At 71.3% G+C, this 25829-nt stretch carries 23 protein-coding genes; 8 read left to right on the forward strand and 15 right to left on the reverse strand.

Going from position 1 to position 25829, the window contains the following annotated elements; translation table 11 throughout:
* The 13 genes from ABZ646_RS12280 to ABZ646_RS12340 all read right to left on the reverse strand — a co-directional run.
* On the reverse strand, window positions 1–951 hold a 951-nt coding region (locus ABZ646_RS12280), incomplete at its 3' end, for a pectinesterase family protein (RefSeq protein ID WP_360516588.1).
* Between the two features lies 1 nt (window position 952).
* Window positions 953–2071: a pectinesterase family protein gene (locus tag ABZ646_RS12285; RefSeq protein WP_360516591.1), complete on the reverse strand. Its 1119-nt coding sequence runs from the start codon at window positions 2069–2071 to the stop codon at window positions 953–955.
* Between the two features lie 115 nt (window positions 2072–2186).
* Window positions 2187–3503 carry a polysaccharide lyase family 1 protein gene (locus ABZ646_RS12290; RefSeq protein ID WP_360516594.1) on the reverse strand — a complete coding sequence of 439 codons (1317 nt, stop codon included), beginning with the start codon at window positions 3501–3503 and terminating at the stop codon, window positions 2187–2189.
* A gap of 17 nt (window positions 3504–3520) precedes the next feature.
* Window positions 3521–4294: a rhamnogalacturonan acetylesterase gene (locus ABZ646_RS12295; RefSeq protein WP_360516597.1), complete on the reverse strand. Its 774-nt coding sequence runs from the start codon at window positions 4292–4294 to the stop codon at window positions 3521–3523.
* Window positions 4295–4380: 86 nt separating this feature from the next.
* Window positions 4381–5718, reverse strand: coding sequence for a sugar ABC transporter substrate-binding protein (locus ABZ646_RS12300; RefSeq protein ID WP_360516600.1), 1338 nt, complete (start codon window positions 5716–5718; stop codon window positions 4381–4383).
* A 129-nt stretch (window positions 5719–5847) separates the two neighbouring features.
* Complete coding sequence (locus ABZ646_RS12305) at window positions 5848–7353, reverse strand: family 43 glycosylhydrolase (protein WP_360516603.1); 1506 nt, start codon at window positions 7351–7353, stop codon at window positions 5848–5850.
* On the reverse strand, window positions 7350–8192 hold the full coding sequence (locus tag ABZ646_RS12310; RefSeq protein WP_360516606.1) for a PmoA family protein: 843 nt from the start codon (window positions 8190–8192) through the stop codon (window positions 7350–7352). The genes ABZ646_RS12305 and ABZ646_RS12310 overlap by 4 nt, the downstream gene beginning before the upstream one ends.
* Window positions 8189–9328, reverse strand: a complete 1140-nt coding sequence (locus ABZ646_RS12315) for a Gfo/Idh/MocA family oxidoreductase (protein WP_360516609.1) — start codon at window positions 9326–9328, stop codon at window positions 8189–8191. Before ABZ646_RS12315 ends, ABZ646_RS12310 begins: the two co-directional genes overlap by 4 nt.
* Before the next feature lie 70 nt (window positions 9329–9398).
* Entirely contained in the window at window positions 9399–10283 is an 885-nt protein-coding gene (locus tag ABZ646_RS12320) for a carbohydrate ABC transporter permease (protein WP_360516612.1), read from the reverse strand.
* Entirely contained in the window at window positions 10280–11215 is a 936-nt protein-coding gene (locus tag ABZ646_RS12325) for a sugar ABC transporter permease (RefSeq protein ID WP_360516615.1), read from the reverse strand. The genes ABZ646_RS12320 and ABZ646_RS12325 overlap by 4 nt, the downstream gene beginning before the upstream one ends.
* Window positions 11216–11316: 101 nt before the next feature.
* Window positions 11317–13047: an L-arabinonate dehydratase gene (araD, locus tag ABZ646_RS12330; RefSeq protein WP_360516618.1), complete on the reverse strand. Its 1731-nt coding sequence runs from the start codon at window positions 13045–13047 to the stop codon at window positions 11317–11319.
* Complete coding sequence (locus ABZ646_RS12335) at window positions 13035–13946, reverse strand: dihydrodipicolinate synthase family protein (protein ID WP_360516621.1); 912 nt, start codon at window positions 13944–13946, stop codon at window positions 13035–13037. The genes araD and ABZ646_RS12335 overlap by 13 nt, the downstream gene beginning before the upstream one ends.
* Window positions 13943–14599, reverse strand: a complete 657-nt coding sequence (locus tag ABZ646_RS12340) for a GntR family transcriptional regulator (protein WP_360516624.1) — start codon at window positions 14597–14599, stop codon at window positions 13943–13945. Before ABZ646_RS12340 ends, ABZ646_RS12335 begins: the two co-directional genes overlap by 4 nt.
* Window positions 14600–14834: 235 nt before the next feature.
* Between ABZ646_RS12340 and ABZ646_RS12345 the strand changes: the two genes are divergently transcribed.
* Window positions 14835–16067 carry an MFS transporter gene (locus ABZ646_RS12345; RefSeq protein WP_360516627.1) on the forward strand — a complete coding sequence of 411 codons (1233 nt, stop codon included), beginning with the start codon at window positions 14835–14837 and terminating at the stop codon, window positions 16065–16067.
* On the opposite strand, the gene ABZ646_RS12350 is transcribed toward ABZ646_RS12345, so the two are convergent.
* Together ABZ646_RS12350 and ABZ646_RS12355 are read right to left on the reverse strand one after the other, a co-directional pair.
* A complete protein-coding gene (locus ABZ646_RS12350) occupies window positions 16010–17167 on the reverse strand; it encodes a hypothetical protein (protein ID WP_360516654.1) in 1158 nt (385 codons plus the stop codon). The genes ABZ646_RS12345 and ABZ646_RS12350 overlap by 58 nt on opposite strands.
* Window positions 17168–17214: 47 nt before the next feature.
* Window positions 17215–18156 carry a 5-dehydro-4-deoxyglucarate dehydratase gene (locus ABZ646_RS12355; protein ID WP_360516630.1) on the reverse strand — a complete coding sequence of 314 codons (942 nt, stop codon included), beginning with the start codon at window positions 18154–18156 and terminating at the stop codon, window positions 17215–17217.
* Between the two features lie 234 nt (window positions 18157–18390).
* Between ABZ646_RS12355 and ABZ646_RS12360 the strand changes: the two genes are divergently transcribed.
* The 7 genes from ABZ646_RS12360 to ABZ646_RS12390 all read left to right on the forward strand — a co-directional run bounded on the left by ABZ646_RS12360 (window position 18391) and on the right by ABZ646_RS12390 (window position 25651).
* Complete coding sequence (locus tag ABZ646_RS12360; RefSeq protein ID WP_360516633.1) at window positions 18391–19200, forward strand: NAD(P)-dependent oxidoreductase; 810 nt, start codon at window positions 18391–18393, stop codon at window positions 19198–19200.
* A 256-nt stretch (window positions 19201–19456) separates the two neighbouring features.
* Entirely contained in the window at window positions 19457–20227 is a 771-nt protein-coding gene (locus ABZ646_RS12365) for a DeoR/GlpR family DNA-binding transcription regulator (protein ID WP_360516636.1), read from the forward strand.
* Window positions 20228–20304: 77 nt separating this feature from the next.
* Entirely contained in the window at window positions 20305–21672 is a 1368-nt protein-coding gene (locus ABZ646_RS12370; RefSeq protein ID WP_360516639.1) for a sugar ABC transporter substrate-binding protein, read from the forward strand.
* Window positions 21669–22604, forward strand: coding sequence for a sugar ABC transporter permease (locus ABZ646_RS12375; RefSeq protein WP_360516642.1), 936 nt, complete (start codon window positions 21669–21671; stop codon window positions 22602–22604). Before ABZ646_RS12370 ends, ABZ646_RS12375 begins: the two co-directional genes overlap by 4 nt.
* Window positions 22601–23446, forward strand: a complete 846-nt coding sequence (locus ABZ646_RS12380) for a carbohydrate ABC transporter permease (RefSeq protein ID WP_360516645.1) — start codon at window positions 22601–22603, stop codon at window positions 23444–23446. The genes ABZ646_RS12375 and ABZ646_RS12380 overlap by 4 nt, the downstream gene beginning before the upstream one ends.
* On the forward strand, window positions 23443–24432 hold the full coding sequence (locus tag ABZ646_RS12385; RefSeq protein ID WP_360516648.1) for a zinc-dependent alcohol dehydrogenase family protein: 990 nt from the start codon (window positions 23443–23445) through the stop codon (window positions 24430–24432). Before ABZ646_RS12380 ends, ABZ646_RS12385 begins: the two co-directional genes overlap by 4 nt.
* A gap of 52 nt (window positions 24433–24484) precedes the next feature.
* Window positions 24485–25651 carry a TerD family protein gene (locus tag ABZ646_RS12390; protein ID WP_360516651.1) on the forward strand — a complete coding sequence of 389 codons (1167 nt, stop codon included), beginning with the start codon at window positions 24485–24487 and terminating at the stop codon, window positions 25649–25651.
* The last annotated feature ends 178 nt before the right edge of the window (window positions 25652–25829 follow it).

A 25829-nucleotide genomic window follows, 5' to 3' on the forward strand; every position in this document is an offset into this window, starting at 1 on the left:
ATCAGAACCGAGGTGTACGCCCATGGAGGCCCCGCCGGACAACGACGTGCTGTGGGCGAACCGCATGGACTGCCAGGGATAGGCGTCCCGCATGTTCGTGTAGGGCGCGACGGGGTCGATCCCGGGGCCGATGAGACTGTCCCGCACGACCAGCGAGGGCCAGGCGGTGGTCTCGTACGTCGGCACCCAGGGCCGCGCCAGCTTGTACGCCCCGTCCTCCGCGGCCGAGGAGAACCGGCAGCGGACGGCGAGGAACCCGTAAGGGTCGGCACGGGCGGTCGAGGGCGCGAACACCATGCCCTTGGGGGTGAAGGACACGTCCCGTTGCAGGGTGCGGAAGTGGCAGTGTTCGTACACCGCCCGCGCCCGCCCGAAGACGAAGTCGACGTCGCCCTCGATGTGGCAGCGGTGGAAGAACTGCCGGTCGAAGGAGCCGGGTTCGGTGGTGTCGGCGAACAGGGTGTCCTGGTGGGCGAGGAGCCGGACGTTCTCGAAGTGCGTCCGGTCGCCCGTCAGGTACGCGGCGACGGCCTGCGTGCCGGTGATCTCGGGGTGGTCGGCGCGCAGCCAGTCGTTGGCCAGGGTCAGGTCCCGGACGGTCAGCCCGGGGGCGGCCGAGGTGAAGGTGGCCGAGCCCGCGGTGCCGTAGGTGGTCCCGTCCGGCTTCTGCGTGCCATTGGCGTGGTCGAAGACGATGACGGCGGCGCACGGATCGCGAAGGGCCCCACGGATCGTCAACTCGCAAGCATCCTGCGGGACGTCGACGACCTCGCGATACGTCCCCGGGTGCACGACGATCGTCCAGCCGGGCCCGTCCACCCTGTCGACGGCCGCCTGGACCGACTCCCCGGGACGGACGTGCAGGACCCGGCGGCCGGCCGCGGACGCGGGTCGGGCGGCGGCGGTGAGCAGACCGCCGGTGACGCCCGCCAGGAGGGTGCGCCGACGCATGTCAGCAGTCCTCCTTCCAGGGCTTCCAGTCACCGAAATAGGTCTCGCGCGTCGCCGCCCCGGCTTCCGCGGCGGTGAGTTGGGGCCGGTTCCCGGGGACGGAGATCACAGCGCCCGGCCCGGCGTTCCGGTACTCGGCGAACCGCTGGTTCTGCCACGGATAGGTGTCCGACATGTTGGTGTAGGGAGCCGTCGCGTCGATGCCGGGGCCGAGCCAGGTCTCGCGGACGGTGAGCATCGGACGGGCGGTGGTGTCGGAACCCGGCACCCACGGGCGGGCCAGCTTGTAGGAGGCGTCCGGCGCCGCACTGCTCACCCGGCTCCTGGTCACCAGGTAGCCGCGCGGGTTGGCGACCGCCGTGGAGGGCGCGAAGACGAAGCCGTACGGCGGGGCGGCCAGGTCGGTGCGGTCCAGGGTGCGGAAGTGGCAGTGCTCGTACACCGCGGTCGCCCGCCCGAAGACGAAGTCGACGTCGCCCTCGACGTAGCAGCGCGCGAAGTACTGGCGGGCGAAGGTGCCGAGCGCCGTCGAGTCGGCGTACAGGGTGTCCTGGTGGCCGAGGAACCGGCAGTCGGTGAACGCACTCCGGTCGCCCTGCACCTTGACGGCGACCGCCTGGGTGCCGGTGATGTCCGGGTGATCGGCGCGCAGCCAGTCGTTGGCGAAGGTGATCCAGCGGGCGGTGAACCCGTCGGCCTGCACGGTCGTGGTGGCGGATCCGGAGGTGCCGTAGGTGCCGCCGCCGGGCTTGGGGGTGCCGTTGGCGTTGTCGAAGACGATCACCACGTCACGGGGGTTCTCGGCGGCGCCGATCCAGGTGGCCTCGGTACGGGTGGTGTCGAGGGCCACCGTCTCCCGGTAGACGCCCGGGGCGAGGACCAGGGTCCGGCCGCTGCCGGTGGCGGCGGTCACGGCGGCCTGGACGGTGGTGAAGTCGCCGCGCCCGTGCGGGTCGACGTACAGGGTCCCCGGGGTGCGGCGGCGCTCGGGCGACCCGTACCGCCCGAAGGGGCGCCCGGCGGCGTGCGCGGGCAGGGCGGCCAGGCCGAGCGCGGCGCCCGCCCCGGCGCTCGCGAGCAGGAAACCCCGTCTGGGCAGAGGGAGGTGGGGCGAGGACATGCGGGTGCTCCTTGGCGACGGAGAGGGACGGAGAGCAGGGTGGCGGTACGTCCTTCGCGGTGAGGGGTCGCAGGGGGCCGGAGCGCGAAGTGCCCCGGCCCCCGGGACGGTCGGGTCAGCGCAGCCGGCCGGCGCCCGCGCCGCAGTCGACGATGCGCGGCACGGCCCGCGCGGGGTCGGTCCTCGTGCGCAGGGTGGGGGTCCAGCCGGCCCCGGACTGCAGGATCTCGCCGGGGACCTGGGCGTTGTGGACGGCGATGAGGTCCGTCAGCTCGCCGTTGACGTAGTTGTCGTCGGCGGTGAGCGGTGCCTCCTTCCACTTCTTCAGGACCGTTCCGGCGCCGACGCCGTCCGGCAGGGTGAACGCGTTGTGCTCGGCGACGAGTTGGGACTCCATGCCGATGCCGTAGCTGTAGCCGTAGCCGTCCCCGGCGACGAAGTGGTTGTTGTAGGAGTCGACCTGCCCGAACCGCACCCGGGGTGCCCGCTCCACCAGGTTGCTGAACAGGTTGTGGTGGAAGGTGACCTTGAGGTGGCCCCGGTCGACGGCGGCGGTGGACGCGCTGTCGCTGTTGCCGATGAGGATCGTCTTGTCGTGGTCCTCGAAGACGTTCCAGGAGGCGGTGACGTAGTCGGCGCCCTTGACGATGTCCAGTTCGCCGTCGTGCTGTTCGTAGATCCGCCCGAAGTAGTAGGGCAGGGTGCTGTCCGGGTGGTCGCCGTCGGTGAACGTGTCGTGGTCCATCCAGACATGGGTCGACCCGTAGATCACCGCACTGTCGTACTCGGAGTTCCAGTTGCCGTCGGCGGTGTCGGTCGGGTCCCACTGCGGGAAGCAGTCGAGGGGGCTCTCGAGGCTCAGGTTGCGGACGATGACGTTGTCGACGGCCTTGATCTGCAGGCTGGCGCCCTTGAACCCGGCGTTCTTCCCGATGCCGATGATGGTGGTGTTGGCCGGGACGTAGGCCTTGACGTAGGCGTCCTGCTGGGCCTGGGAGGCGCGGCGCAGCCCCTCCGGGCTGTCGTCGGGCTCGTTGTCCAGGTTGGTGGAGCGTCCCCAGGCCTCCGGCGAGTACGTGGCGAGGTAGGTGGCGAAGTCGTAGCCGGGCACGGCGAACGAGTCGCAGCTGGGCCCGTCGGCGTCGATCGTCCCCACCACTCTGACGATCTTCGGTGCGCTGCCGCCGTCGGCGAGGGCGGCCTTGAACTCGTCCCAGGTGGTGACGGTGTAGACGTGCGCGGAGTCGGCGGCGGCCCCGCCGGTGGTCCCGGTGGTGGCCGAGCCCCAGCCGTCGTGCGCGGCCAGCACCTGCCGGTCGGGCGCGGTCCGGTGCGGGGCGGCGGCCTGGGCGGTCCCGGTCGCGGCCAGCACGAGAGCCGTGCAGCCGGCCAGCGCCCCTATGACGCGTCCATGACATATCTGTGTACGCACTGTGCGGTTCTCCTCGGCTATGCGGGTGGCCAGGTGATCCAGGAAGTCGGGATGTCCTCGTGCAGCCGGACGACGTCGCGCCGGGACAGCACCCGGGTGCGCAGCAGCTCCTGCGCCACGAGGCGGGCCACCGCGATGGCCCCCGGCGGGTTGAAGTGCGTGTTGTCCTGCTCGGTGTCGGTCCAGTTGAAGTACGTTTTGGTCGCCTCGACGCCCAGCGACTGCCACAGGGCCAGCGACAGCGCCTCGATGTCGAGCAGCGCCACGCGCTCCCGCGCGGCCAGCGCACGCATCGCCGCCGGATAGTCGCCGTGGGTCGGCACGGCGTTGCCGTCCGCGTCGAACCTCCTGCGCTCGACCGGGGTGGCGAGCACGGGCCGGGCACCGCGCGCCCGGGCTCCCTCGACGTACTCCAGCAGGTACTCCTGGTACGTCGTCCACGGCTCGGTGTACCGGGTCGGATCGGCGCTCTTCTCGTCGTTGTGCGCGAACTGGACGAGCAGCAGGTCGTGCGGCCGGATGGTGGCGAGGATCGCGTCGAGCCGCCCCTCGTCGACGAAGCTCTTGGAACTCCGTCCGTTCACGGCTTGGTCGGAGACGGCGACCTCCTTCCGGAGAAAGAAGGGCAACGCCATGCCCCACCCGGTCTCGGGAGCCTCGTCAGCGGTCTTCTGGGCGGCGGTGGAGTCACCGGCGATGTAGAGGGTGCGAGGTTCTCCCCGGGGGGACCTGCCCACGAGGGGAACGGCGGCAAGGGCCGCGGAGGTCATCTGTCTGCGCGTAAGGGACACGGAGGTTCACCTTCCTGACCTTCTTGGGGGAACTGCGCGACCAGCCACTACGGACTCGCAGTCCCCCACAACCGCAACCACCCGAATCAGTGGTTCTTCTTCCAGTCGGCCTGCGCCTTGTCGAGCTGATCGGCCAGCGTGTCCAGGAACTCCTTCGCCGTCATCTTCCCGAGCAGCACCTTCTGGAAGTTCGGCTCGTTGTCGGCCTTGGAAATGGTGTTCCAGTCCGGCAGGTAATAAGGCAACTGCACGATCTTCGTACCGGCACCGTTCAGCGCCTCGGCCGCCAGCTTCGTGGGCTCGGCCCGCTGGATCCACGCGTCGGACGCCGCCTCCGTGTTCGCCGGAATCTGCCCCGCCGACTCGTTGAACTTCGAGTTCTCCTCGTGCGACAGGGCGAACTCGACGAACTTCCAGGCGGCCGCCTTGTTCTTGCTGGACTTGAAGACACTCAGCCCGTCGACCGGGTTGGAGATCTGCACCCGCGTACCGTCGTCCTGGGTCGGATTCGGCAGCCCCCGGAACTTGTCCGCGCCCAGCGCCTTCAGATGGTCCTGGTACGACCCGAGGTTGTGGCTCAGCATCCCGATCGTGCCGCTGTCCCACTGCGCGACCATCTTGGTGAAGTCGTTGTTGACGTCGGCGGACGGCGTGTCCTTCTTGTACAGCGCGACGTACTTCTCCAGCGCGGTCACGTTCCTGGGGTCGTTGACCGTGGTCCTGTCGCCGTTCCAGAACGAGGTGATCCCGCTCTGGCTGTACGCGGCGTCGAGCGCCGGCGCGATCGACCCCTCACCGCCACGGATCGTGAACCCGAACTGGTTCTTGCCCTTGTCGGTGAGCCTGTCGGCGGCCTGGTAGAACTTCGTCCACGTCGTCGGCGCGTCCAGGCCCGCCTTCTTGAACAGGTCGGTCCGGTACCACAGCACACCGTTGTTGGACGAGGTCGGGATCTGGTACAGCTGGTCGCCGCCGCCCGCGGCCCGGCTGTTGTCCAGCAGCTTCTGGTTCAGCTTGCCGTTGAGCGGGCTCTTCGCCAGCCGGCTGTCCAGCGGCTCCAGCGCGCCCTGCACCGCGACCTCGGCGAGCATCGCGGTACCGACACCGCCGACGTCGGGCAGACCGCCGCCCTGGATGGCGGTGTCGTACTTGGACTGGGCACTCGCGGCGGGAATGCCGACGTACTTCACCTTGATGCCGGCGTTCTGCTTCTCGAAGTCGGCGATGATCTGCTTCCAGACGTCGGTGCGGACACCGCCGTTGTTGTCCCAGAACGTGATCGTGCCCTTGCCCGAGCCCTCGTTGCCCTTGTCCCCCGCGCTGCCGCTGCCGTCGTCGCCGCAGGCGGTGGCGGTCAGCGCGAGCACGGAGCCCAGGGCGACGGCCACGGCCGCACGCCTGCTTCTGCGGATGCTGCTCTTCATCGGTCGGCTCTCTTCCTCGGGTCGCTTCTTCGGGATCCAGTGGAGACACGCGCCGGTGGGGGCGGTGCCCCGATTCGGCAAGCGCTTGCTACGGAGGTGCGTCATTGCGGCTCCCACCAAGGACGACGGTTACTGGGCGCTGATCCGGAACTGCGAGAAGGTGGCCGCCCCGGCGTGGCCCGGCCCTTCGGGCGCGGCGGCGAAGAGTCCGAGCAGGGCGCCGACCCAGCGATAGGGGGTGGCCGCGAACACCGGCCCCGAGGGCACGAAGCCCGCCCCCACGTCGTACGAGAACCGGCAGCGCGCCGCCGCGCCGATCCCGATCCGCAGCCGGGCCCGCCCCCCGGGCGCGGGACAGGCCGGGCCCGCGTCCCGTTCCTGGTCGGCGACGGCGTCGGCGAACCGGTGCACCAGCCGCACCACCCCGTCCGCCCCACGTTCGAGCCCGATCCAGCCGAACGCGTCCCCGAGCACCGCGAGCCCGGCGCGCGCCCCCGGCTCGACGCCGTCCAGCCGCAGGCCGACCTCGACCACGCTCGGCTTCCCGGGCAGCCGCTGGGTCAGCACATGGGGCAGCCGGCGCAGGTCGTGCACATCCCCCGTGCGCACGCACGCGAGCCGCAGCCCGTCTCCCGAGTGCTGGGTGGCCCAGCCGTCCCCCGGGTTGGCCGTCCACTGCCACTGCCGGCCGAACCGTCCGCCGGGGAAGTCGTCGTCCGTGGCGGGCGCGGCGGCCGGCTGCGCGGGCAGTTCGGGCCTCGGGTGTTCGGCGACCGGCGTGCCCTCGTCCCCGAGCACCGGCCAGCCGTCCTCGTCCCACCGCATCGGCTGCAGGTGGACCACCCGGCCGTACGCCCCGCGCTGCTGGAAGTGCAGGAACCAGTCCTCGCCGCGCCCGGTCCGCACCCAGCCGCCCTGGTGCGGTCCGTTGACGTCGGTGTCCCGCTGCTCCAGGACGATCCGTTCCTCGTACGGCCCGAAGAACCCGCGGGAGCGCAGGGCGCCCTGCCAGCCGGTCGCCACTCCCCCGGCGGGCGCGAAGATCCAGAACCAGCCGTCGTGCCGGTAGAGCTTGGGGCCCTCCAGGGTGAACCAGCCCGGTATCCGGTCCGCGTCCACGATCACCTTGCCCGCGTCGAGCAGCGAGGTGCCGTCGGGATGCATCCGGTGCCCGGTCAGCCGGTTCCTGATCCCCGACCGCGACTTCGCCCAGGCGTGGACGAGGTACGCCTCGCCGGTCTCGTCGTCCCAGAGCGGACACGGGTCGATGAGTCCCCTGCCCTCCTTGACCAGGTGCGGGCGGCTCCAAGGGCCCCTGATCCCGGGGGCGTTGATCTGGAAGATCCCCTGGTCCGGGTCGCCCCAGAAGATCCAGAAGCGGTCGTCGTGATGGCGCAGCGAGGGCGCCCACACCCCGCAGTCGTGACGTGGGGAGGCGAACCGCGCCTCGGGTTCCAGGCGGTCGAGGGCATGCCCGACCAGGGTCCAGCCGACCAGGTCGCGGGAGTGCAGGAGCGGGAGTCCGGGGGCGCGGCCGAAGCTGGAGGCGGTGAGGTAGAAGTCGTCGCCGACCCGGACGACGTCGGGGTCGGACCAGTCGGCGTCCAGGACGGGGTTGCGGTAGGTCGCCGTCACCGGGTCACCGCCTTGCGGGCCAGGGCGGCGGCCTCGTCCCGGGTGGGCCGGCCGTCGGCGACGACGGTGACGATCCGGCGTACGACGGTCCCGCCGGCCGGGACCGGCAGCCGCTCGGCGTGCGCCAGCGAGGAGCCGACGCCCGGGTACTCGGCGGTGCGCACGAACCAGGGGTCGCGGCGGGTTTCCTCGGTGGCCCCGGCGAAGACCAGGGTCCAGTCGGCGCCGGCCAGCGCCAGCCAGTCGGCGGTCCCGCCGTGCACCGCTTCCTCTCCCTCCCGGTCCGCCGTGAAGACGTCCGGAGCCGAGGCCTCCTTGCGGGCCCGCCAGAAGTAGCCGCCGTAGGCCGCTCCGGGGCGGCCGTTGGTGGCGGGGCTGCCGAGGGAGAGCGGGCCTTCGGTGACGTTGGTGAGGGAGAAGGTGAAGTCCAGCGCCCAGGCGGTGCCGGTGAGTTCGGTGACGGCGACGGTGCGGCGCTCACGGAGCAGGTCCCGGCCCGCCGCGGCCCAGCGCACCTCCGCCACGAAGCCGTCGGGGTCGCGAAGCTGGAAGGCCACGTGGCGCTGGGTGCCGTGGTTGTCCAGCTCGGTCGGCCCCTGGCCTCGGACGTAGGTCCGGCCGCCCCAGAAGTTGTGCCCCTCGACGTCGGGAACGGCGACACCGACGCCGAGGTGGTGGAGGTGGTCGGCGGGGGCCAGCTCGGTGACCGCCGTGCCGGCCAGGGTGGTGACGGGGTGCAGGTAGGGGCGTGGGGAGAGCCGCTCCGGGAGCCTGGGGTGGCTCACGTAGCAGCCGACCGGGCGGCCCGCGGCCTTCAGCAGCAGGGCGGCGTCCGTCATGTGCTCACCTCTTTCGGCGGGGCCCAGGGGGCGCTCAGCTCGGAGTAGAGGGCGAGGGTGTCGGCGCTGGCCGCGACCAGCCCGTCGATGCCGGTCACCACCCGGCGGTCCTCGTCGGGGAGGTGTCGCCAGGCGTCGGCGGGCAGCACGGCCGGGTCGTCGGCCAGCCGGATCGCTTCCACGACCTTCATGAAGGCGCCCGTCGCGTCCGGCTCGACCAGCAGCTCGGCGCCCGTGGTGAGGTGGTCGACGAGGTTCTCCAGCAGGTCCGTGGTGCCGTACTCGGTCTCCTCCGGGCCGTGGCCCGCCCGCTGTACGAGCACCCGGTCCAGCTTGTACCAGAAGGTGATCCGGCCGCGGTCGCCGTGCACCAGGACGTACGGGTCCCCGGGTTCCTCGGCGCAGAGCGTCGCGGCGACGGTGACCGGGCCGCGCGGGGTGGAGACGCGGACGCACGAGGTGTCGTCGGACTCGATGTCGTTGGCGCGCAGCAGTTCGGTCTCGATGCCGGTGACGTCCTCGGCGCGGGTGGTGCCGAGCAGGGCGAGCCCGGTGGCGACGGCGTGTGCGAGGGGGTTGGTGAGGACTCCGTCGACCACGTCCACGCCGTTCAGACGCCGCCTGCCGGACCAGGCCGCGCGCCGGTAGTAGGACTCGGGCCGGGCCCAGGCGCCCGCTCCGCCCACCCCCGTCACCGCGCCGATCGCGCCCTCCTCGATCAGCCTGCGGATCGCGGGCACGGCGTGCGAGCCCAGCGACTGGAAGCCGATCTGGCAGGCCACGCCCGCCTTGGCGACCCCGTCCGCCATCCGCCGGAACTCGGCGTACGACGGTGCCGGCGGCTTCTCCAGGAGCATGTGCACGCCACGCTCGGCCGCGGTCAGGGCCAGGTCGGTGTGGGTGGGGATGGGGGTGCAGATCACGGCGACGCGGGCGCCGGTCGAGTCGAGCAGCGCGCCGAAGTCACCGGACTGCTCGGGCTCTTCGAGGCCTTCCGGCAGTTCGTCGGGGCCCAGCGGGGTCAGTTCGCAGATGCCCGCCAGCCGGACGATCCCCTTCTCCTGGAGCCGGCGGATGTTCTCCAGGTGCCAGCGGCCGTGGCCGCGCGCTCCCGCCAGGACGATGTCGACGGTCATGGGGTCCTCCCTGCGTTGTCGATCTTTGCGAGCAGGGTAAGCGTTTGTCCCGAGCGGTCCGAAAGGTGTCTCATCCCTTCACCGCCCCGGCGCTGAAGCCGGTGATCAGCCACTTCTGGATGAAGGCGAAGACGATCACGACCGGTACGGCCGCGACGATCCCGCCCGCCGCCAGCGCTCCCAGGTCCACGCTGTCCGCGCTCATCAGGGTGTTCAGGCCGACCGGGATGGTCTGCTTGCCCTGGTCGGAGAGGAACATCAGGGCGAACAGGAAGTGGTTCCAGGCGTGCACGAAGGCGAACGAGCCGACCGCGATCAGCCCGGGCCGCAGCAGCGGCAGGACGACGATCCGGAAGGCGGTGAGCCGGTTGCAGCCGTCGACCCAGGCGGCCTCCTCCAGGGAGTACGGCACGTTCCTGATGAAGCCGCTGATCAGGATCATCGACAGCGGGAGCTGGAAGACGGTCTCGGCGATGACGACGCTGCCGAGCGAGTTGATCATCCGCAGGTTGGCGAAGATCTGGAAGAGCGGCACCAGGAGCAGCGCGCCGGGCACGAACTGGGAGCAGAGCAGGGCGAGCATGAAGCCGCGTTTGAGCCGGAAGTCGAAGCGGGCGAGGGCGTAGCCGCCGGCCAGCGCCACGACCGTGGTCAGCACCAGGGTCGCGATGCCGACGTAGACGCTGTTGGTGAAGTACGTGCCGAAGCTGCGCTCGGTCCACACCTTCTGGAAGTGGTCGAAGGTGACCGGCCAGGGGACCAGCGAGGTGGATCCGGCGGGGCGGACGGCGAAGAGCAGGATCCAGTAGAACGGGATCAGGGTGAAGAGGAGGTAGATCCCGAGGGGCAGGTAGATCTGCCAGCGCGGGACCTCGTCCCAGGCCCGGCGCCGCTTCCCGGGCCGGGCGGGTTCGGTCGCCACGGGCTGTGCGGTCGGTGCGATCTCGGTGATCACTTCGTCTCGCCTCCGAACTTGCTGAGCCGCAGGTAGACGACCGAGCAGAAGAGCAGGATCACGAACGCCACCGTGGTCAGCGCCGAGGCGTAGCCGAAGTTGTGGGCGTCGACGCTGGTGTTGGCGATGTACAGGGGAAGGGTGGTCGTCTCGCCGGCCGGGCCGCCGCCCGTCAGGGTGTAGAGAAGGTCGACGTTGTTGAACTCCCACACCGCGCGCAGCAGCGTGGACAGCACGATGGCGTCCTTGAGGTGCGGCAGCGTGATGTGCCAGAACTGCTTGAGCCGGCCCGCCCCGTCGACCTCGGCGGCCTCGTACAGGTCCTTCGACACGGACTGGAGGTCGGCGAGGATGAGGATCGCGAAGAAGGGGACGCCGCGCCAGAGGTCGGCGACCACGGCCGCCGGGAAGACGGTCGAGGTGTCCGACAGCCAGCTGGTGCCGTAGGACCCGATGCCCGCGTCGGCGAGGTAACGCGTGATGCCTGTCTGGGAGTTGTAGAGCAGCACCCAGATGGCGGAGGTCAGCACGCCGGAGACGGCCCACGGCGAGAAGACCAGTGCCCGGCCCAGCGCCCGGCCCACGAAGGTCTGGTTGACGATCAGCGCGAGCGCCAGCCCGAGCAGCAGCTGCAACCCGACCTCCACCACGACCCACTGGGCGCTGAAGGTCAGCGTGTCCCAGAACTGCGGGTCGTGGGCGAAGGCCTGGGTGAAGTTGCCGAAGCCGGCGAAGCCGTTCCGCCAGGGCTTGGTCGGGTTGTAGTTCTGGAGGCTGTAGTAGAAGACGCTGAGCACCGGGTAGGCGATGAAGCCCAGCATCAGCAGGGCCGCCGGGGCGATCAGCAGGTACGGCAGCCTGCGCGGCGTCGCGGAGGCACGGCGCCGCCGGGGTGGCGCGGGCGGGTTCGCCACGGCTGCGGCTTGGGCCACGACTGTTCTCCGTTCGCTTCGGTTACAGCGGGTGCAGGAAGCGCTTGCTTGATGCATGTGGTTGAAGCGCTTCGACGATCTTCGGAAGCGCAGGGGGAGCGCTAGCCCGCGTACGGGTCCGGGACTTCGCCGGGCCGGGCCAGGAACTCGAAGTCGCAGCCGGTGTCGGCCTGGGTGATCTGCTGGTCGTAGAGCGCGCCGTAACCGCGCCCGTAGCGCACGGGCGGCGGCGTCCACTCGGCCCGGCGCCCGGCCAGTTCCTCGTCGTCCACGTGGAGGTGGAGGGTGCGCGCCTCGACGTCGAGGGTGATGGTGTCCCCGCTGCGCACGAGAGCGAGGGGCCCGCCGACGTACGACTCGGGCGCGACGTGCAGCACGCAGGCGCCGTAGCTGGTGCCGCTCATCCGGGCGTCGGAGATCCGGACCATGTCCCGCACGCCCTGCTTGAGGAGGTGGTCGGGGATGGGCAGCATGCCGTACTCGGGCATGCCCGGACCTCCCCTGGGCCCCGAGTTGCGCAGGACGAGCACGCTGTCGGCGGTGATGCCGAGGTCCGGGTCGTTGACGGTGCGCTGCATGGTCCGGTAGTCGTCGAAGACGACCGCCGTCCCGGTGTGCTTGAGCAGGTGCTTTTCGGCGGCGATGTGCTTGATGACCGCGCCGTCCGGGCAGAGGTTGCCGCGCAGCACGGCGACCCCGCCCTCGGCGGCCACCGGGTTGTCCCGGGGCCGGATGACGTCGTCGTTGTGGACCTGGGCGCCGGCCAGCTGCTCGCGGTAGGTGTCGTGGGACACCGTCGGCCGGTCGAGGTGGAGCAGGTCGGGGATGCGGGAGAGGAAGCCGGGCAGGCCGCCCGCGAAGTGGAAGTCCTCCATGAGGTAGGTCTGTCCGCCGGGCCGCACGTTGGCGAGGACGGGGACGGTACGGGCGATGCGGTCGAAGTCGTCGAGGGTGAGCCGCACCCCGGCCCGGCCGGCCATGGCGATGAGGTGGATGACGGCATTGGTGGAGCCGCCGAGGCCGAGCACGGTGGTGACGGCGTCCTCGAAGGCCTCCGGAGTGAGGAGCTGGGAGAGCGTCCGCCCCTTGTGGACGAGTTCGACGATCCGCATTCCCGCACTCGCGGCCATCCGGTCGTGTCCGGAGTCGACGGCCGGGATGCTGGACGCGCCCGGCACGGTCACCCCGAGCGCCTCGGCGGCTGCGGTGAGCGTGGAGGCCGTGCCCATCGTCATGCAGTGACCGGGCGAGCGCGCCAGTCCGCTCTCCAGCTCGGTCATCTCGCAGTCACCGATCAGGCCGGCGCGCTTGTCGTCCCAGTACTTCCACATGTCGGTGCCGGAGCCGAGGACCTCGCCCCGCCAGTGGCCGGGAAGCATGGGCCCGGCGGGCACGAAGACGGTGGGCAGGTCGACGGAGGCGGCGCCCATGAGGAGCGCCGGGGTGGACTTGTCGCAGCCGCCCATGAGGACGGCGCCGTCCACGGGATACGACCGCAGCAGCTCCTCGGTCTCCATGGACAGGAGGTTGCGGTAGAGCATCGGGGTGGGCTTCTGGAAGGTCTCGGAGAGGGTGGCGACCGGGAACTCCAGGGGGAAACCGCCGGCCTGCCAGACGCCCCGCTTGACGGCCTGCGCCCGGTCACGGAGGTGCACATGACAGGGATTGATGTCCGACCAGGTGTTGAGGATCGCGATGACCGGCTTGCCGAGGTGCTCCTCGGGGAGGTAGCCGAGCTGGCGGGTGCGGGCACGGTGGCTGAAGGAGCGGAGGCCTTCGGTGCCGTACCACTGGTGGCTTCTGAGTTCCTCGGGCTTCTTCATACGGACCATCCGGCGGCGATCGCGGCGACCTCGGCGCGTTCTTCCTCGGGCAGGTGCCTGCTGGGCGGGCGGACGTCGCGGCGGCACAGGCCGAGGGAGGCGAGCGCCTCCTTGACGACGGTGACGTTGTTGGCGGAGCCGCCCGCGGCACGGAGCTCCTCGAAGCGACGGATCTGCTCCCAGACCTTCATGGCGGCCGGGTAGTCGCCGGATCGAAGCGCTTCGATCATGTTCAGCGAGACGGCGGGGGCGACGTTCACGAGGCCGGAGGTGAACCCGGTGGCGCCGGCCGAGAAGTAGGAGGGGGCGTACGGCTCCGCGAGTCCCGCCACCCACACGAACCGGTCGAGGCCCGCGTCCCTGGCGAAGGCCGCGAACTTCGCGGCGTCCGGGACGGCGTACTTGACGCCGATCACGTTCGGGCAGGCGTCGGCGAGTTCGGCGAGCCGGGCGCCGGTGAGCTGGGCGTTGCGGACGTACGGTACGACGCCGAGTCCGGGCACGGACTGCGCGATGGCACGGTGGTAGTCGACCCAGCCCGCCTGGGAGACGTACGGGTGGACGGGCTGGTGGACCATCACCATCTGCGCGCCGCGCTCCCGGGCGTGCCGGGCGGAGGCGACGGCGGTGGGGAGGTCGTGGCCGACGCCGACCAGGACCACGGCCCGGTCCCCGGCCTCGTCCAGCGTCAACTCGGTGACGAGACGCCGCTCTTCGGGGGCCAGGGCGTAGAACTCGCCGGTGTTCCCGTTCGGGGTGAGGGTGCGGATCCCGCCGTCGAGGAGCCGGCGCAGCAGGGCCCGGTGGGCGTCCTGGTCGACGCTGCCGTCCTCGGTGAACGGGGTCACCGGGATGGCCACGACGTCGGCCAGGGCCGCCCGTTGGGTCTCGAACGCCACGCTGCTCATTGCTGGCCTTCCTGGTCGGCTGCCTGGGGGAACGCTCGGTCGACGAAGGACGCGATGTGGGAGTGCAGGGCGCGGGCCGCGCCGTCGGCGTCGCCCGCCAGCGCCAGCCGCAGGATCTCGTGGTGCTCACCGGCCTCCCGCTCCCAGGAGGGGGAGGCGGCCCAGGCGACCGCGGAGACGAGGGCGGCCTGGTCGCGGACCTCGTCCAGCATCCGGCCGAGCAGCGGGTTGCCGCACGGGAGGTAGAGGGCGCGGTGGAAGTCCCGGTTGGCCAGGGAGCGTTCGGCGGTGTCGGTGGCGTCGGCGGCGCGGGTGAGGGCGTCGCGGGCGGCGTCGAGGGAGGCGCCCCGGTGGACGGCGCGCTTCAGGGCCTCCGGTTCGAGGAGCAGCCGTACGTCGTAGACCTCGCGCGCCATGTCCGCGTCCACCATGCGCACCGTGACGCCCTTGTACTGGCTCATCACGACCAGCCCGGTTCCCGCGAGGGTCTTGAGCGCCTCCCGCACCGGTGTCTTGGACACCCCGAACTGCGCGGCGAGCTCGGTCTCCACCAGGGCCTGCCCAGGCGTCAGCTGCCCGGTGAGGATGCGGTGTTTGATCGCGTCCAGCACGTACTGCGTGCGGGACGGGATCGGCATGGGCACAGAGGTCATGCGCGCCTCTCGGGGTCACGTACCGGGCCGTCGGCCCGGTCTGACGTATCTGATCTCGCGTATCGCGTCTCATATATGACGTATGAAGTACGACGCGGACGAAGGTAGGGAGGGCGGCCGTGTTTCGTCAATGCTTCTGTCAGAACTCGTGCGGGTGAAGCCCACGGGTCACCCGTGTTTTCCAGGGCATCTTCCCGATCCCCGCGCCCCCGCCTTAGGCCCACGATGGCCAGGCATGACGACCCCCAGCTCATGGGCCGTGACACGGCTGCTCCGGAACCGCAACGCGGTCCTCTACCTCACCGGCGTCGTGGTGTCCGGCTTCGGCACCTCCGCGCTCTGGCTGGTGGCCGGTGTCTGGGTCAAGGACCTCACCGGCTCCGACGGCCTCGCCGCCCTGTGCACCGCCGCCCTGTGGGCTCCCACCCTCCTCGGCCCCGCCCTCGGCACCCTCGCCGACCGCGTCCGCCGCAAACCCCTCGTGATCTGCACGAACCTCGCGCTCGCCGCCCTCGTGCTGTCCCTCTGCACGGTCCACTCCCCAGGCTCCGTCCGGCTGCTCTTCGCCGTCCTCCTCCTCTACGGCGCGGCGGGCGTCGTCGAGGACGCGGCCAACTCCGCTCTGGTCGTCGCCGCCGTCGACCCCGCCCTGCTCGGCGACTTCAACGGCCTGCGGACGACCGCCCGCGAGGGCATGAAGCTGGTCGCCCCGCTGACCGGCGCAGCCCTGTACACGGCGTACGGCGGGCCGGGCGTCGCCCTGCTGGACGCCCTGACCTTCGTACTGGCGGCCGGGCTGTGCACCCTGTTGCGGGTCCGGGAGCAACGTCCCGAGCACCCCGACGGGAGCCGGCGCCGGCGGACCGCCGAGGGGGTCCGGCTGCTGTGGGCGCACCCGGCGCTGCGGCCGCTGGTCCGCGCGGGCGGTGTCACGATGGGGCTGGTCTCGCTCGCGAGCAGCCTGAACTACGCGGTGGTGGACACCCTCGGCCACTCCCCCGCCTATGTGGGGGTGCTGTACACCGCCCAGGGGGTGGGCTCGGTCGCGGTGGGGCTGGTCTCCGGGCCCGCGCTACGACGGCTCGGCGAGCGGTGGTTCGCGGTGGCCGGGATCGCCCTGACCGGGCTGGCGACGGCCGGGCGGGCGGTGCCGTACGACCCGGTGCTGCTGGTGTGCGGCCTCGCGGGCGGACTCGGCCTGCCCTGTGTCCTGATCGCCGCCCACACCGCCGTACAGCGCGAGATCCCGGCCGCCGCGCTGGGGCGGGCGACCGCGACCGCCGACACGTTGATGTTCACGCCGAACGTGCTCGGTCTTGCGGTCGGCTCCGCCCTCGTCGAACTCGTCGACCACCGGCCGCTGTTGGTGGTCCTCGGCGGCGCGCTGCTCGGCACCGCCTGCGCGCTGGCTCAGCGCAGCGCCTCCCGTACCGCCGCCAGGTCGCCGTCCGATGCCAACCCGGCGTGATACAGCCGCAGTTCGGTCGCGCCCAGTTCGCGGGCCCGGGCCGCGTCGGCGGCCAGGGTGCCGGGGCTGCCGCCCATTCCGGAGACCACCGTGAGGTTGGCGGCGAGGACCGTGGCCGGCCGGGCGTGCTCGGCGAAGGGCGCCAGCAGGGCCGTACCGCCCGCGCAGGGGACCACGACACCGTCCGCGACCGACAGCACGTGGGCCGGGTCCACGCCCGCGTTGGCTCCGCAGTGGTACGTCACCGGGTCGGCGTGCAGCAGCACCTGGAAGCCCTCGGGGGCGGCCGCGCGGACCGCGGCGACGGCCGCCTCCTGGAGGGTGCGGGCCCTGCCGTCCCGCCACGCGCGGGTGGCCGCCGCCACCGGTTCGCCGAGCAGTTTCTCGACCGTCGGCCAGCCGGCGTCGTCCGCCGCGCCCCGCCACAGCGGTTCCAGCGCGTCCCGCACGGCTGTCGCCAGCTCGTCGGCGTCCAGACCCTGTTCGCCGTACCCGGTCCGGCACGTCGGGCAGAAGCACAGCGCCATCAGGTACTGGCCGGCGTCCCCGAGACCGACCCCCGCGGTCTTGTCGTGGGCGTGCAGGTGCTGGAGGCCGTACCAGCCGAGGGACTCCAGTTCGGTGCCGGCCGCGCCGGGCCGGACCGCGGCCTCGGCGGCGAGGTCGGTCAGGTACGCGCGGGTGGCGGGCTGGGCGATGCAGGGTGCCCAGGGGTACCGGTCGCCGTAGGCGTTGACCACCGAGGTGTCCGGGTGCTCGGCGCCCAGGCGGGAGTTGTGGGCGAGGATCACCCAGGTGTGGACGTCGAGTCCGGCGCCGCGCAGGGCCTCGGCCGCCTCCCCGAAGGCGTCGCCGGGGGCCCAGTCGCCCGCCGGGTACGGGCGGAGCCGGCGGCCCGCCCAGCGGTCGTCCGTCGGGTAGTAGACGGCCGCGTGCTCGGCGGTGACGATACGGCGGTGCGGGTGGCGCGGGGTCAGCGCGCGGGTGGAGTGGTACGCGGAGGCGAGGGTCACCTGGTGCACGCCGAGTGCGGCGACGCGGTGCGGGGCCCCGGGGTCGCCGTTGACGTCCCAGGGGTAGACGAACGTCGACGTCCTCAACCGCGCCGCTCCGTTCGGCGACTTCACCCGTTCTCCTTCGGACACCGTCACGCGTCACCCTCCAGCAGTGCACAGCCGCGCTCGACCAGCCGGGCGAGCTGCTTCACATGATCCTCGCCCGGCTCGTGCAGCGGTGGCCGGACCTCGCCGACGTCCAGACCGCGCAGCCGTACCCCGGCCTTGACGAGTGAGACGGCGTATCCCCTGCCCTGCGCGCGGAGTTCGACGAACGGGCGGTAGAAACCGTCCAGCAGGCGGGCCACCGTCGCCCGGTCCTCTTCGCGCAGGGCGGTGTGGAAGGCGAGGGCGATCTCGGGGACGAAGCAGAAGACGGCCGAGGAGTAGAGGTCGATGCCGATGGCCCGGTAGGCGAGCTGGGTCTGTTCGGCGGTGGGCAGGCCGTTGAAGTAGAGGAAGTCGCCGGGGACCTCGGTGCGTACGGCGCTGACGATGCGCTGCATCAGGTCCAGGTCGCCGAGGCCGTCCTTGAAGCCGATGACGCCCTCGGTGCGGGCGAGTTCGACCACCGCTGCCGGGGTGAACACCGCGTTGTCGCGCTGGTAGACGATCACGGGGAGACCGGTCGCCGCGGCCACCTCCCGGTAGTGCCGCAGCAGGCCCTCCTGGCCGGCGGCCACCAGGTAGGGCGGCATGGCGAGCAGGCCGTCGGCACCCGCGGCCTCGGCGAGACGCGCGTAGCGGACGGCGAGCGCGGTGCCGTAGCCGGCGCCCGCGACCACCGGCACCTGTCCGTCGGCCGCCGCCACGGCCGCGCTCACGCAGGCCTCGAACTCCTCCGGCAGCAGCGCGTGGAACTCCCCGGTGCCGCAGCAGGCGAACACGGCGGCGGCCCCGGCCTCGACGCCCCTTCGGACGTGCTCGCGGTAGACGTCGAGGTCGAGGGAGCCGTCGGGGCCGTAGGCCGTGACGGGGAAGAAGAGGGGCCCGCGCGGGTCACGAAGCCGGGCGGCGAGCGGGGCTGGCGTCACGGGCGCTCCCTGTCGATGCATGTTTCTGATCGGCGTCTATATTCATGAACGCGACCACGTTACGAGTCCTTCTAAGGGCCGGTCAAGGAGGCAATCGACCAACATGCGAGCGGATTTCCGCACGCCACGACAGACTTGACGGGGCGCGCCCCGGCTCCCTAGCGTGTCCATGAATGTGAATATCATGCACGTACACGACCGACGTCGGGTCAAGCCGAGTCAAGGAGACCGTGGATGCCCACTCCCCGCACGCTACTGCTCACCGGCGCCGCAGGCGGGCTCGGCACCCTGATGCGCTCCCTGCTCCCCGAGTACGGCTACGAACTGCGCCTTCTGGACGTGCGGCCCGTCGAGGGCGCACCGGACGCGATCACCGCCGACCTCGCCGACAAGGACGCGCTGCGCGAGGCGGTACGGGGCGTGGACGCGGTCCTGCACCTCGCCGGGATCTCCCTGGAGGCGCCCTTCGAGAAGATCCTGCGCGCGAACATCGAGGGCACGTACAACCTCTACGAGGCCGCCCGCGAGGCCGGCGTACCGCGGATCGTCTTCGCCTCCTCCAACCACGCCGTCGGCTACACCCGGGCCCCGGGCGCGGGCGAGCCGCTGGTCCCCGTCGACACCCCGCGCCGCCCCGACACCTTCTACGGCCTGTCCAAGTCGTTCGGCGAGGACCTCGCCCAGCTGTACTGGGACCGTCACGGCCTGGAGACCGTCTCCGTCCGCATCGGCTCCTGCTTCCCGGAGCCGGCCGACGTGCGCATGCTCTCGGTGTGGATGAGCCCGGCCGACGGCGCCCGCCTCTTCCACGCGGCGCTGACCGCCGAGAAGGTCGGCCACAGCGTCGTCTACGGCTCCTCCGCCAACACCCGCCTGTGGTGGGACCTGAGCACCGCGCGGGCGCTCGGCTACGAACCGCAGGACGACTCGGAGCGGTTCGCCGGGAAACTGATCGCCGAACTCGGCGAACTCGACCCGCAGAACCCGGCCCACACCCACCTGGGCGGCCGGTTCGTGAACGACCCGCCGATCTGGCCGTACTAGTACCGGCACCGGAGAACGACGCCGTACGGCGGGCGGGCACCGAACGGGCCCGCCCGCCGCCGCGTTCGGGCATCCGGGCCGCCCGCTCCCACTCCGCATCCGGCAGCGGCGCAGGTCCGAGGCGGGCACGGCACCCGGAAAACGGGCACAGACGGGCAGTATCGGGCCCGCAACAGACCTGGTCAGCCTCAGGCACCCGCTGTAGAACTTGCTGCATGGCCCGAACGGGCGGTTCCACAGGGAAGCGGGTGACGGAATGAGCACCAGGACGGCGGAGGAACGCCAGCGCGAGATCGTGCGGGCCGCCCGCACCACCGGCTCGGTCGACGTCACCGCGCTCGCCGAGGCCCTGGGCGTGGCCAAGGAGACCATCCGGCGCGACCTGCGCGCCCTGGAGGACCACGGTCTGGTCCGCCGCACCCACGGGGGCGCGTATCCCGTCGAGAGCGCCGGTTTCGAGACCACGCTCGCCTTCCGTTCGACCAGCCACGTCCCGGAGAAGCGGCGCATCGCGTCGGCCGCGGCCGACCTGCTGGGCGACGCCGAGACCGTCTTCGTCGACGAGGGCTTCACCCCCCGGCTCATCGCCGAGGCACTGCCGGCGGACCGCCCGCTGACCGTGGTCACCGCGTCGTTGCCGGTGGCGGGCGCGCTCGCCGAGGCCGAGAACACGTCGGTCCTGCTGCTCGGCGGCCGGGTCCGGGCGGGCACCCTCGCCACCGTCGACCACTGGACGACGAAGATGCTCGCCGGCTTCGTACTCGACCTCGCCTACATCGGGGCCAACGGCATCTCGCGCGAGCACGGGCTGACCACCCCGGACCCCGCCGTCGGCGAGGTCAAGGCGCAGGCGATCCGAGCCGCGCGCAGGACGGTCTTCGCCGGCGTGCACACCAAGTTCGGGGCCGTCAGCTTCTGCCGCTTCGCCGGGATCGGCGCCCTGGAGGCGATCGTGACGAGCACCCTGCTGCCCTCCGCCGAAGCCCATCGCTACTCCCTGCTGGGCCCCCAGGTCATCCGGGTCTGACACCACCCCCCACACCCCCGAAGGCCCCACCACACCCTCCGATGCCCCATATATCACGATTCCTCCAGGAGCGATCCATGCGAACCCCGAGCCGACGGAGGCCACGCGTCACACTCGCCATGGCCGCCGCAGGGACGCTGCTCGCCCCGCTGCTCTCCGGCTGCTGGGTCGGTGCGGGCGGGTCCGGTTCCGGCGGCGACTCGATCAACGTGCTGATGGTCAACAACCCCCAGATGACGGAACTCCAGAAGCTCGCCCCGCGCTTCACCGAGGAGACCGGCATCAAGGTCAACTTCACGGTGCTGCCCGAGAACGACGTCCGCGACAAGATCAGCCAGGACTTCGCCAACCAGGCCGGCCAGTACGACGTGGCCACCCTGTCCAACTACGAGATCCCGATCTACGCCCGCAACGGCTGGCTGCACGAGATGGACTCCTACGTCGCGAAGGACCCCGGCTACGACGAGGAGGACGTCCTCAAGCCGATGCGGCAGGCCCTGACCGCGTCCGACGGCAAGCTCTACGGCCAGCCCTTCTACGGCGAGTCGTCCTTCCTGATGTACCGCAAGGACGTCTTCGCGGCGAAGGGTCTGACGATGCCCGCCCACCCGACCTGGCAGCAGGTCGCCGACCTCGCCGCGAAGGTGGACGGCGCGCGGTCCGGGATGCGCGGCATCTGCCTGCGCGGACTGCCCGGCTGGGGCGAGCTGATGGCGCCGCTGACCACGGTGGTGAACACCTTCGGCGGCACCTGGTTCGACAAGGACTGGAAGGCACGGCTGGACGCGCCCGGCTTCGAGAAGGCCACGAAGTTCTACGTCGGCCTGGTCCGCGCGCACGGCGAGTCCGGCGCCCCGCAGTCCGGCTTCGCCGAGTGCCTCAACAACATGACCCAGGGCAAGGTCGCCATGTGGTACGACGCCACCTCCGCGGCCGGTTCGCTGGAGGCCGACGGCTCCCCCGTCAAGGGCAAGCTCGGCTACGCCCCCGCGCCCGTGGAGCGGACGAAGTCCGCGGGCTGGCTCTACACCTGGGCCTGGGGCATCCAGAAGGCCTCCCGCAACCCCGACAAGGCCTGGAAGTTCGTGTCGTGGGCGTCCGGCAAGGAGTACGAGCAACTGGTCGGGAAGACCAGCGGCTGGTCCAACGTCCCGGCGGGCAAACGGGCGTCGACGTACACCGACCCCGACTACGTGAAGTCGGCCGCGGCCTTCCAGGAGATGACCAGGGAGGCCATCGAGAGCGCCCGCCCGAACGACCCCGGCGTGCAGCCGCGCCCCGCGCCCGGCATCCAGTTCGTCGACATCCCCGAGTTCACCGATCTCGGCACCAAGGTCTCCCAGGAGATCAGTTCGGCCATAGCCGGACGGCAGTCCGTCGACTCGGCCCTGAAGAAGTCCCAGCAGCTCGCCGAGAAGATCTCCAAGGAGTACGAGGGACGATGACCGCGACGACAGCCCCCTACGCAGCGACACCCGCACGCACCACCCGGCCGCCCTCCGCCCGGCTGCGCGCCTGGGTCACCCGGGCCCCGCTCCTGCCCGCCCTGGTCTTCATGATCGTCGTGACCCAGCTGCCGTTCGTGGCCACGGTGGTCATCTCCTTCTTCGACTGGAACGCCCTCTATCCGAAGGCCCGGCACTTCACCGGATTCGACAACTACCGCCAGGTGCTCACCGACGCCGACCTGCGCCACTCGGTCTGGACGACCGTGCTGCTCACCGTGACCGTGGTCCTGGTCAGCCTGGTGCTGGGCCTCGCGCTCGCCCTGCTGCTGAACAACAGGTTCCGCGGCCGGGGCGTCGTCCGCACCCTGCTGATCGCCCCGTTCCTGGTGGTCCCGGTGGCGGCGGCGCTGCTCTGGAAGCACGTCCTCTACAACCCCGAGTACGGCCTGCTCAACGGCCTGCTGCACTACGTCGGCGGCCCGCAGCCCGACTGGATCTCCCACACGCCGCTGTTGGCGGTCGAGGCCGCGCTGGTGTGGCAGTGGACGCCGTTCATGATGCTGATCCTGCTGGCCGGGCTGCAGAGCCGGGACCCCGAGCAGATCGAGGCCGCGCGGGTGGACGGCGCGGGCGAGTGGCAGATCTTCCGCCACCTGACGCTTCCGCACCTGCGCCGCTACCTCGAACTCGGCGCCCTGCTGGGCTGCATCTACATCGTCCAGAACTTCGACGCGGTCTTCACGATCACGTCCGGCGGCCTGGGCACCGCGAACCTCCCCTACACCGTCTACCAGAGCTTCTACCAGGCCCACGAGAACGGCCTCGCCTCGGCCGCCGGCGTCCTGGTGGTCATCGGCTCGATCGTCATCGCGACCTTCGCCCTGCGCGTGGTGTCGTCCCTGTTCCGAGAGGAGGCGTCCCGCGCATGAGCAGCCTCGCCCCGCACGTCAGCAAGCACCGCGGCCGCGGCATCGGCCTGGTGGCCTGGCTGGTCGGCATCGTCTTCTTCTTCCCCATCGCCTGGATGGCCCTGACGTCCTTCCACTCCGAGGCGGACGCGGCCACCAACCCGCCCTCCTTCGGCGCCGCCCTCACCCTGGACGGCTACCGCGAGTTCTTCGGCGCGGGCGGCGGCGCGAGCCCCTGGCCGGCCCTGGCCAACTCGGCGGTCGCGTCGATCGTCTCCACCCTCTTCGTGCTCGTCCTCGCCTTCCCGGCGGCCTACGCGCTGTCAATCCGGCGGGTCAAGAAGTGGACCGACGTCCTCTTCTTCTTCCTCTCCACGAAGATGCTGCCGGTGGTGGCCGGGCTGCTGCCGATCTACCTGTTCGCGAAGAACACCGGGATGCTGGACAACATCTGGTTCCTGGTCGTCCTCTACACCTCCATGAACCTGCCGATCGCGGTGTGGATGATGCAGTCGTTCCTCGCCGAGGTCCCGGTCGCCGTCATCGAGGCCGCGCAGATCGACGGCGCCCGGCTGCCGACGATCCTCGCGCGCGTGGTGGCCCCGATCGCCCTGCCCGGCATCGCCGCGACCTCCCTGATCTGCTTCATCTTCAGCTGGAACGAACTGCTCTTCGCCCGGGTGCTGACCGGCGTGGTCGCCGAGACCGCCCCCGTCTTCCTGACCGGCTTCATCACCAGCCAGGGCCTGTTCCTGGCCAAGGTGTGCGCCGCGTCGCTCGTCGTCTCCCTGCCGGTGCTCGCCGCGGGGTTCGCCGCCCAGGACAAACTGGTCCAGGGCCTGTCGCTCGGAGCCGTGAAATGAAGGCCGCCGTCATCGAGTCCGTGGGCCGTGCCGTCGTCACCGAGGTCCCCGACCCCACACCGGGACCCCGGGAGGTGGTCGTCGAGGTCGCCGCCTGCGGTCTGTGCGGCACCGACCTGCACATCCTCCAGGGCGAGTTCGCGCCCAAGCTGCCGATCGTGCCGGGGCACGAGTTCGCCGGCGAGGTGGTGGGCGTCGGCGCCCAGGTGACCGAGGTGGCGATCGGCGACCGGGTCGCGGTCGACCCGTCCCTGTACTGCCATGAGTGCCGCTACTGCCGGGACGGCCACAACAACCTCTGCGAGCGGTGGGCCGCGATCGGCGTGACCGTGCCCGGCGGCGCCGCGCAGTACGCCGTCGCCCCGGTCGCCAACTGCGTACGACTGCCCGAGCACGTCCGCACCCAGGACGCGGCCCTCATCGAGCCCCTCTCCTGCGCGGTACGCGGCTACGACGTCCTCAACTCCCGCCTCGGCGCACATGTCCTGATCTACGGCTCGGGCACGATGGGCCTGATGATGCTGGAGCTTGCCAAGCGGACCGGCGCGGCGAGCGTCGACGTCGTCGACCTGAACCCGGCCCGCCTGGAGACCGCGCGACGGCTGGGTGTCTCGGCGGCCGCGGCGAACGCGGACGAGCTGGACCGCCCGCGGGGCTGGGACGTGGTGATCGACGCGACCGGCAACGCGGCGGCGATCCAGGACGGCCTGGACCGGGTCGCCAAGGCCGGCACGTTCCTCCAGTTCGGCGTGGCCGACTACGCGACGCGGGTGACGATCGACCCGTACCGCATCTACAACCAGGAGATCACCATCACCGGTTCCATGGCCGTGCTGCACAGCTACGAGCGCGCCGCCGAACTGTTCGCGAACGGCGTCCTCGACCCCGAGGTCTTCATCAGCGACCGGCTGCCGCTGGACAGCTATCCGCAGGCACTGGAGCAGTTCGCGGCGGGGGTGGGGCGGAAGATCGTGGTGGTGCCGTAGAAGTTTAAGGGAACGGTAAAGCGGGTCCGTTCGTTCACCCGGCATGACAGCTATGACCCCTGGCTCGAACATCCCGCTCCCCGCCTCCCGGGTGGCGGTGGACGTCGCCGCTCCGGTGCGGCTCGACGTGTCGGGCCTGCTGCTGACGGGCGACGGCAAGGTGCGTTCCGACGACGACTTCATCTTCTACAACCAGTCGGCGGGCGCGGGCGTGACCTACCGCTCGGGCGGCGGTGCCGCGCCCGACGCGATCATCGTCGACACCGCCTCGGTCCCTGCGGGCATCGAGAAGATCGTGGTCACCGCGAGCCCCGACGCCGCGGGCCAGACCTTCCAGGGCATCGAGCCGACGGCCACGATCCGCAACGCGGACGACGGCTCGGTGCTGGCCACCTTCACGCCCCCGCAGCTGGGCGCGGAGACGGCCCTGGTGGTCGTCGAGATCTACCTCCGCAACGGCGCGTGGAAGGCCCGCGCGGTCGGCCAGGGGTATGCGAACGGGCTGGCCGGCATCGCGACGGACTTCGGCGTGACGGTGGAGGAGCCGCCCGCGGCGGCGCCCCCGGCTCCGGTGGTCCAGCCGGCGCCGGTCGCCGCTCCCCCGATGCCGGCCGCCCCTCCCGCCCCCGCCCCGGGCGCCGGGAAGGTCAACCTCGACAAGGGCCGGGTCAGCCTCCAGAAGAACCAGACCGTGTCCCTGGTCAAGGGCGGCAGCCCGCTGCTCTCCCAGGTCAAGATGGGCCTCGGCTGGGAGCCGGCGTTCCGCGGCAAGGACATCGACCTGGACGCCTCGGTCATCGCCTACGGCCCGCGGCGCGACCACGTCGACAGCTGCTACTTCGGCAAGCTGTCCATCCTGAACGGCGCGATCAAGCACTCGGGCGACAACCTCACCGGCGAGGGAGGCGGCGACGACGAGGTGATCGTGGTCGACCTCGGCCGGATCCCCCCGGAGGTCACCGGCCTGGTCTTCACCGTCAACTCCTTCTCAGGACAGAAGTTCACGGAGGTCGCCAAGGCGTACTGCCGTCTCCTGGACGCCGCGACCGGCGAGGAGCTGGTCCGCTTCGACCTGACCGGCGCGGAGGCGCAGACGGGCGTCCTGATGGCCAAGCTGATCCGCCAGTTCTCCGGGGAGTGGGACATGACGGCGCTCGGCTCGTTCGTGAAGGCCCGCACGGTACGCAACATGGTGAAGCCGGGGGCTGAAGCGCTGTAGACCCGGCCGCGGGCCTCCTCGTCGTCGCCGACCGCCTCACGGCCCGAGCCGGTCGAGCGCGGCCGCCGTGTGCGGAGCGCCCCGCAGCGGGTTGTCGTCGGCGGGCCACTGTCCCGCCCCGACCTTGTCACTCTCCTCGCCGGTCAGCGGCCCGACCGGGAAACGACGGGCGCCGTCC

Source organism: Streptomyces sp. NPDC007162 (genome assembly GCF_040634175.1).
GTDB lineage: Bacteria > Actinomycetota > Actinomycetes > Streptomycetales > Streptomycetaceae > Streptomyces.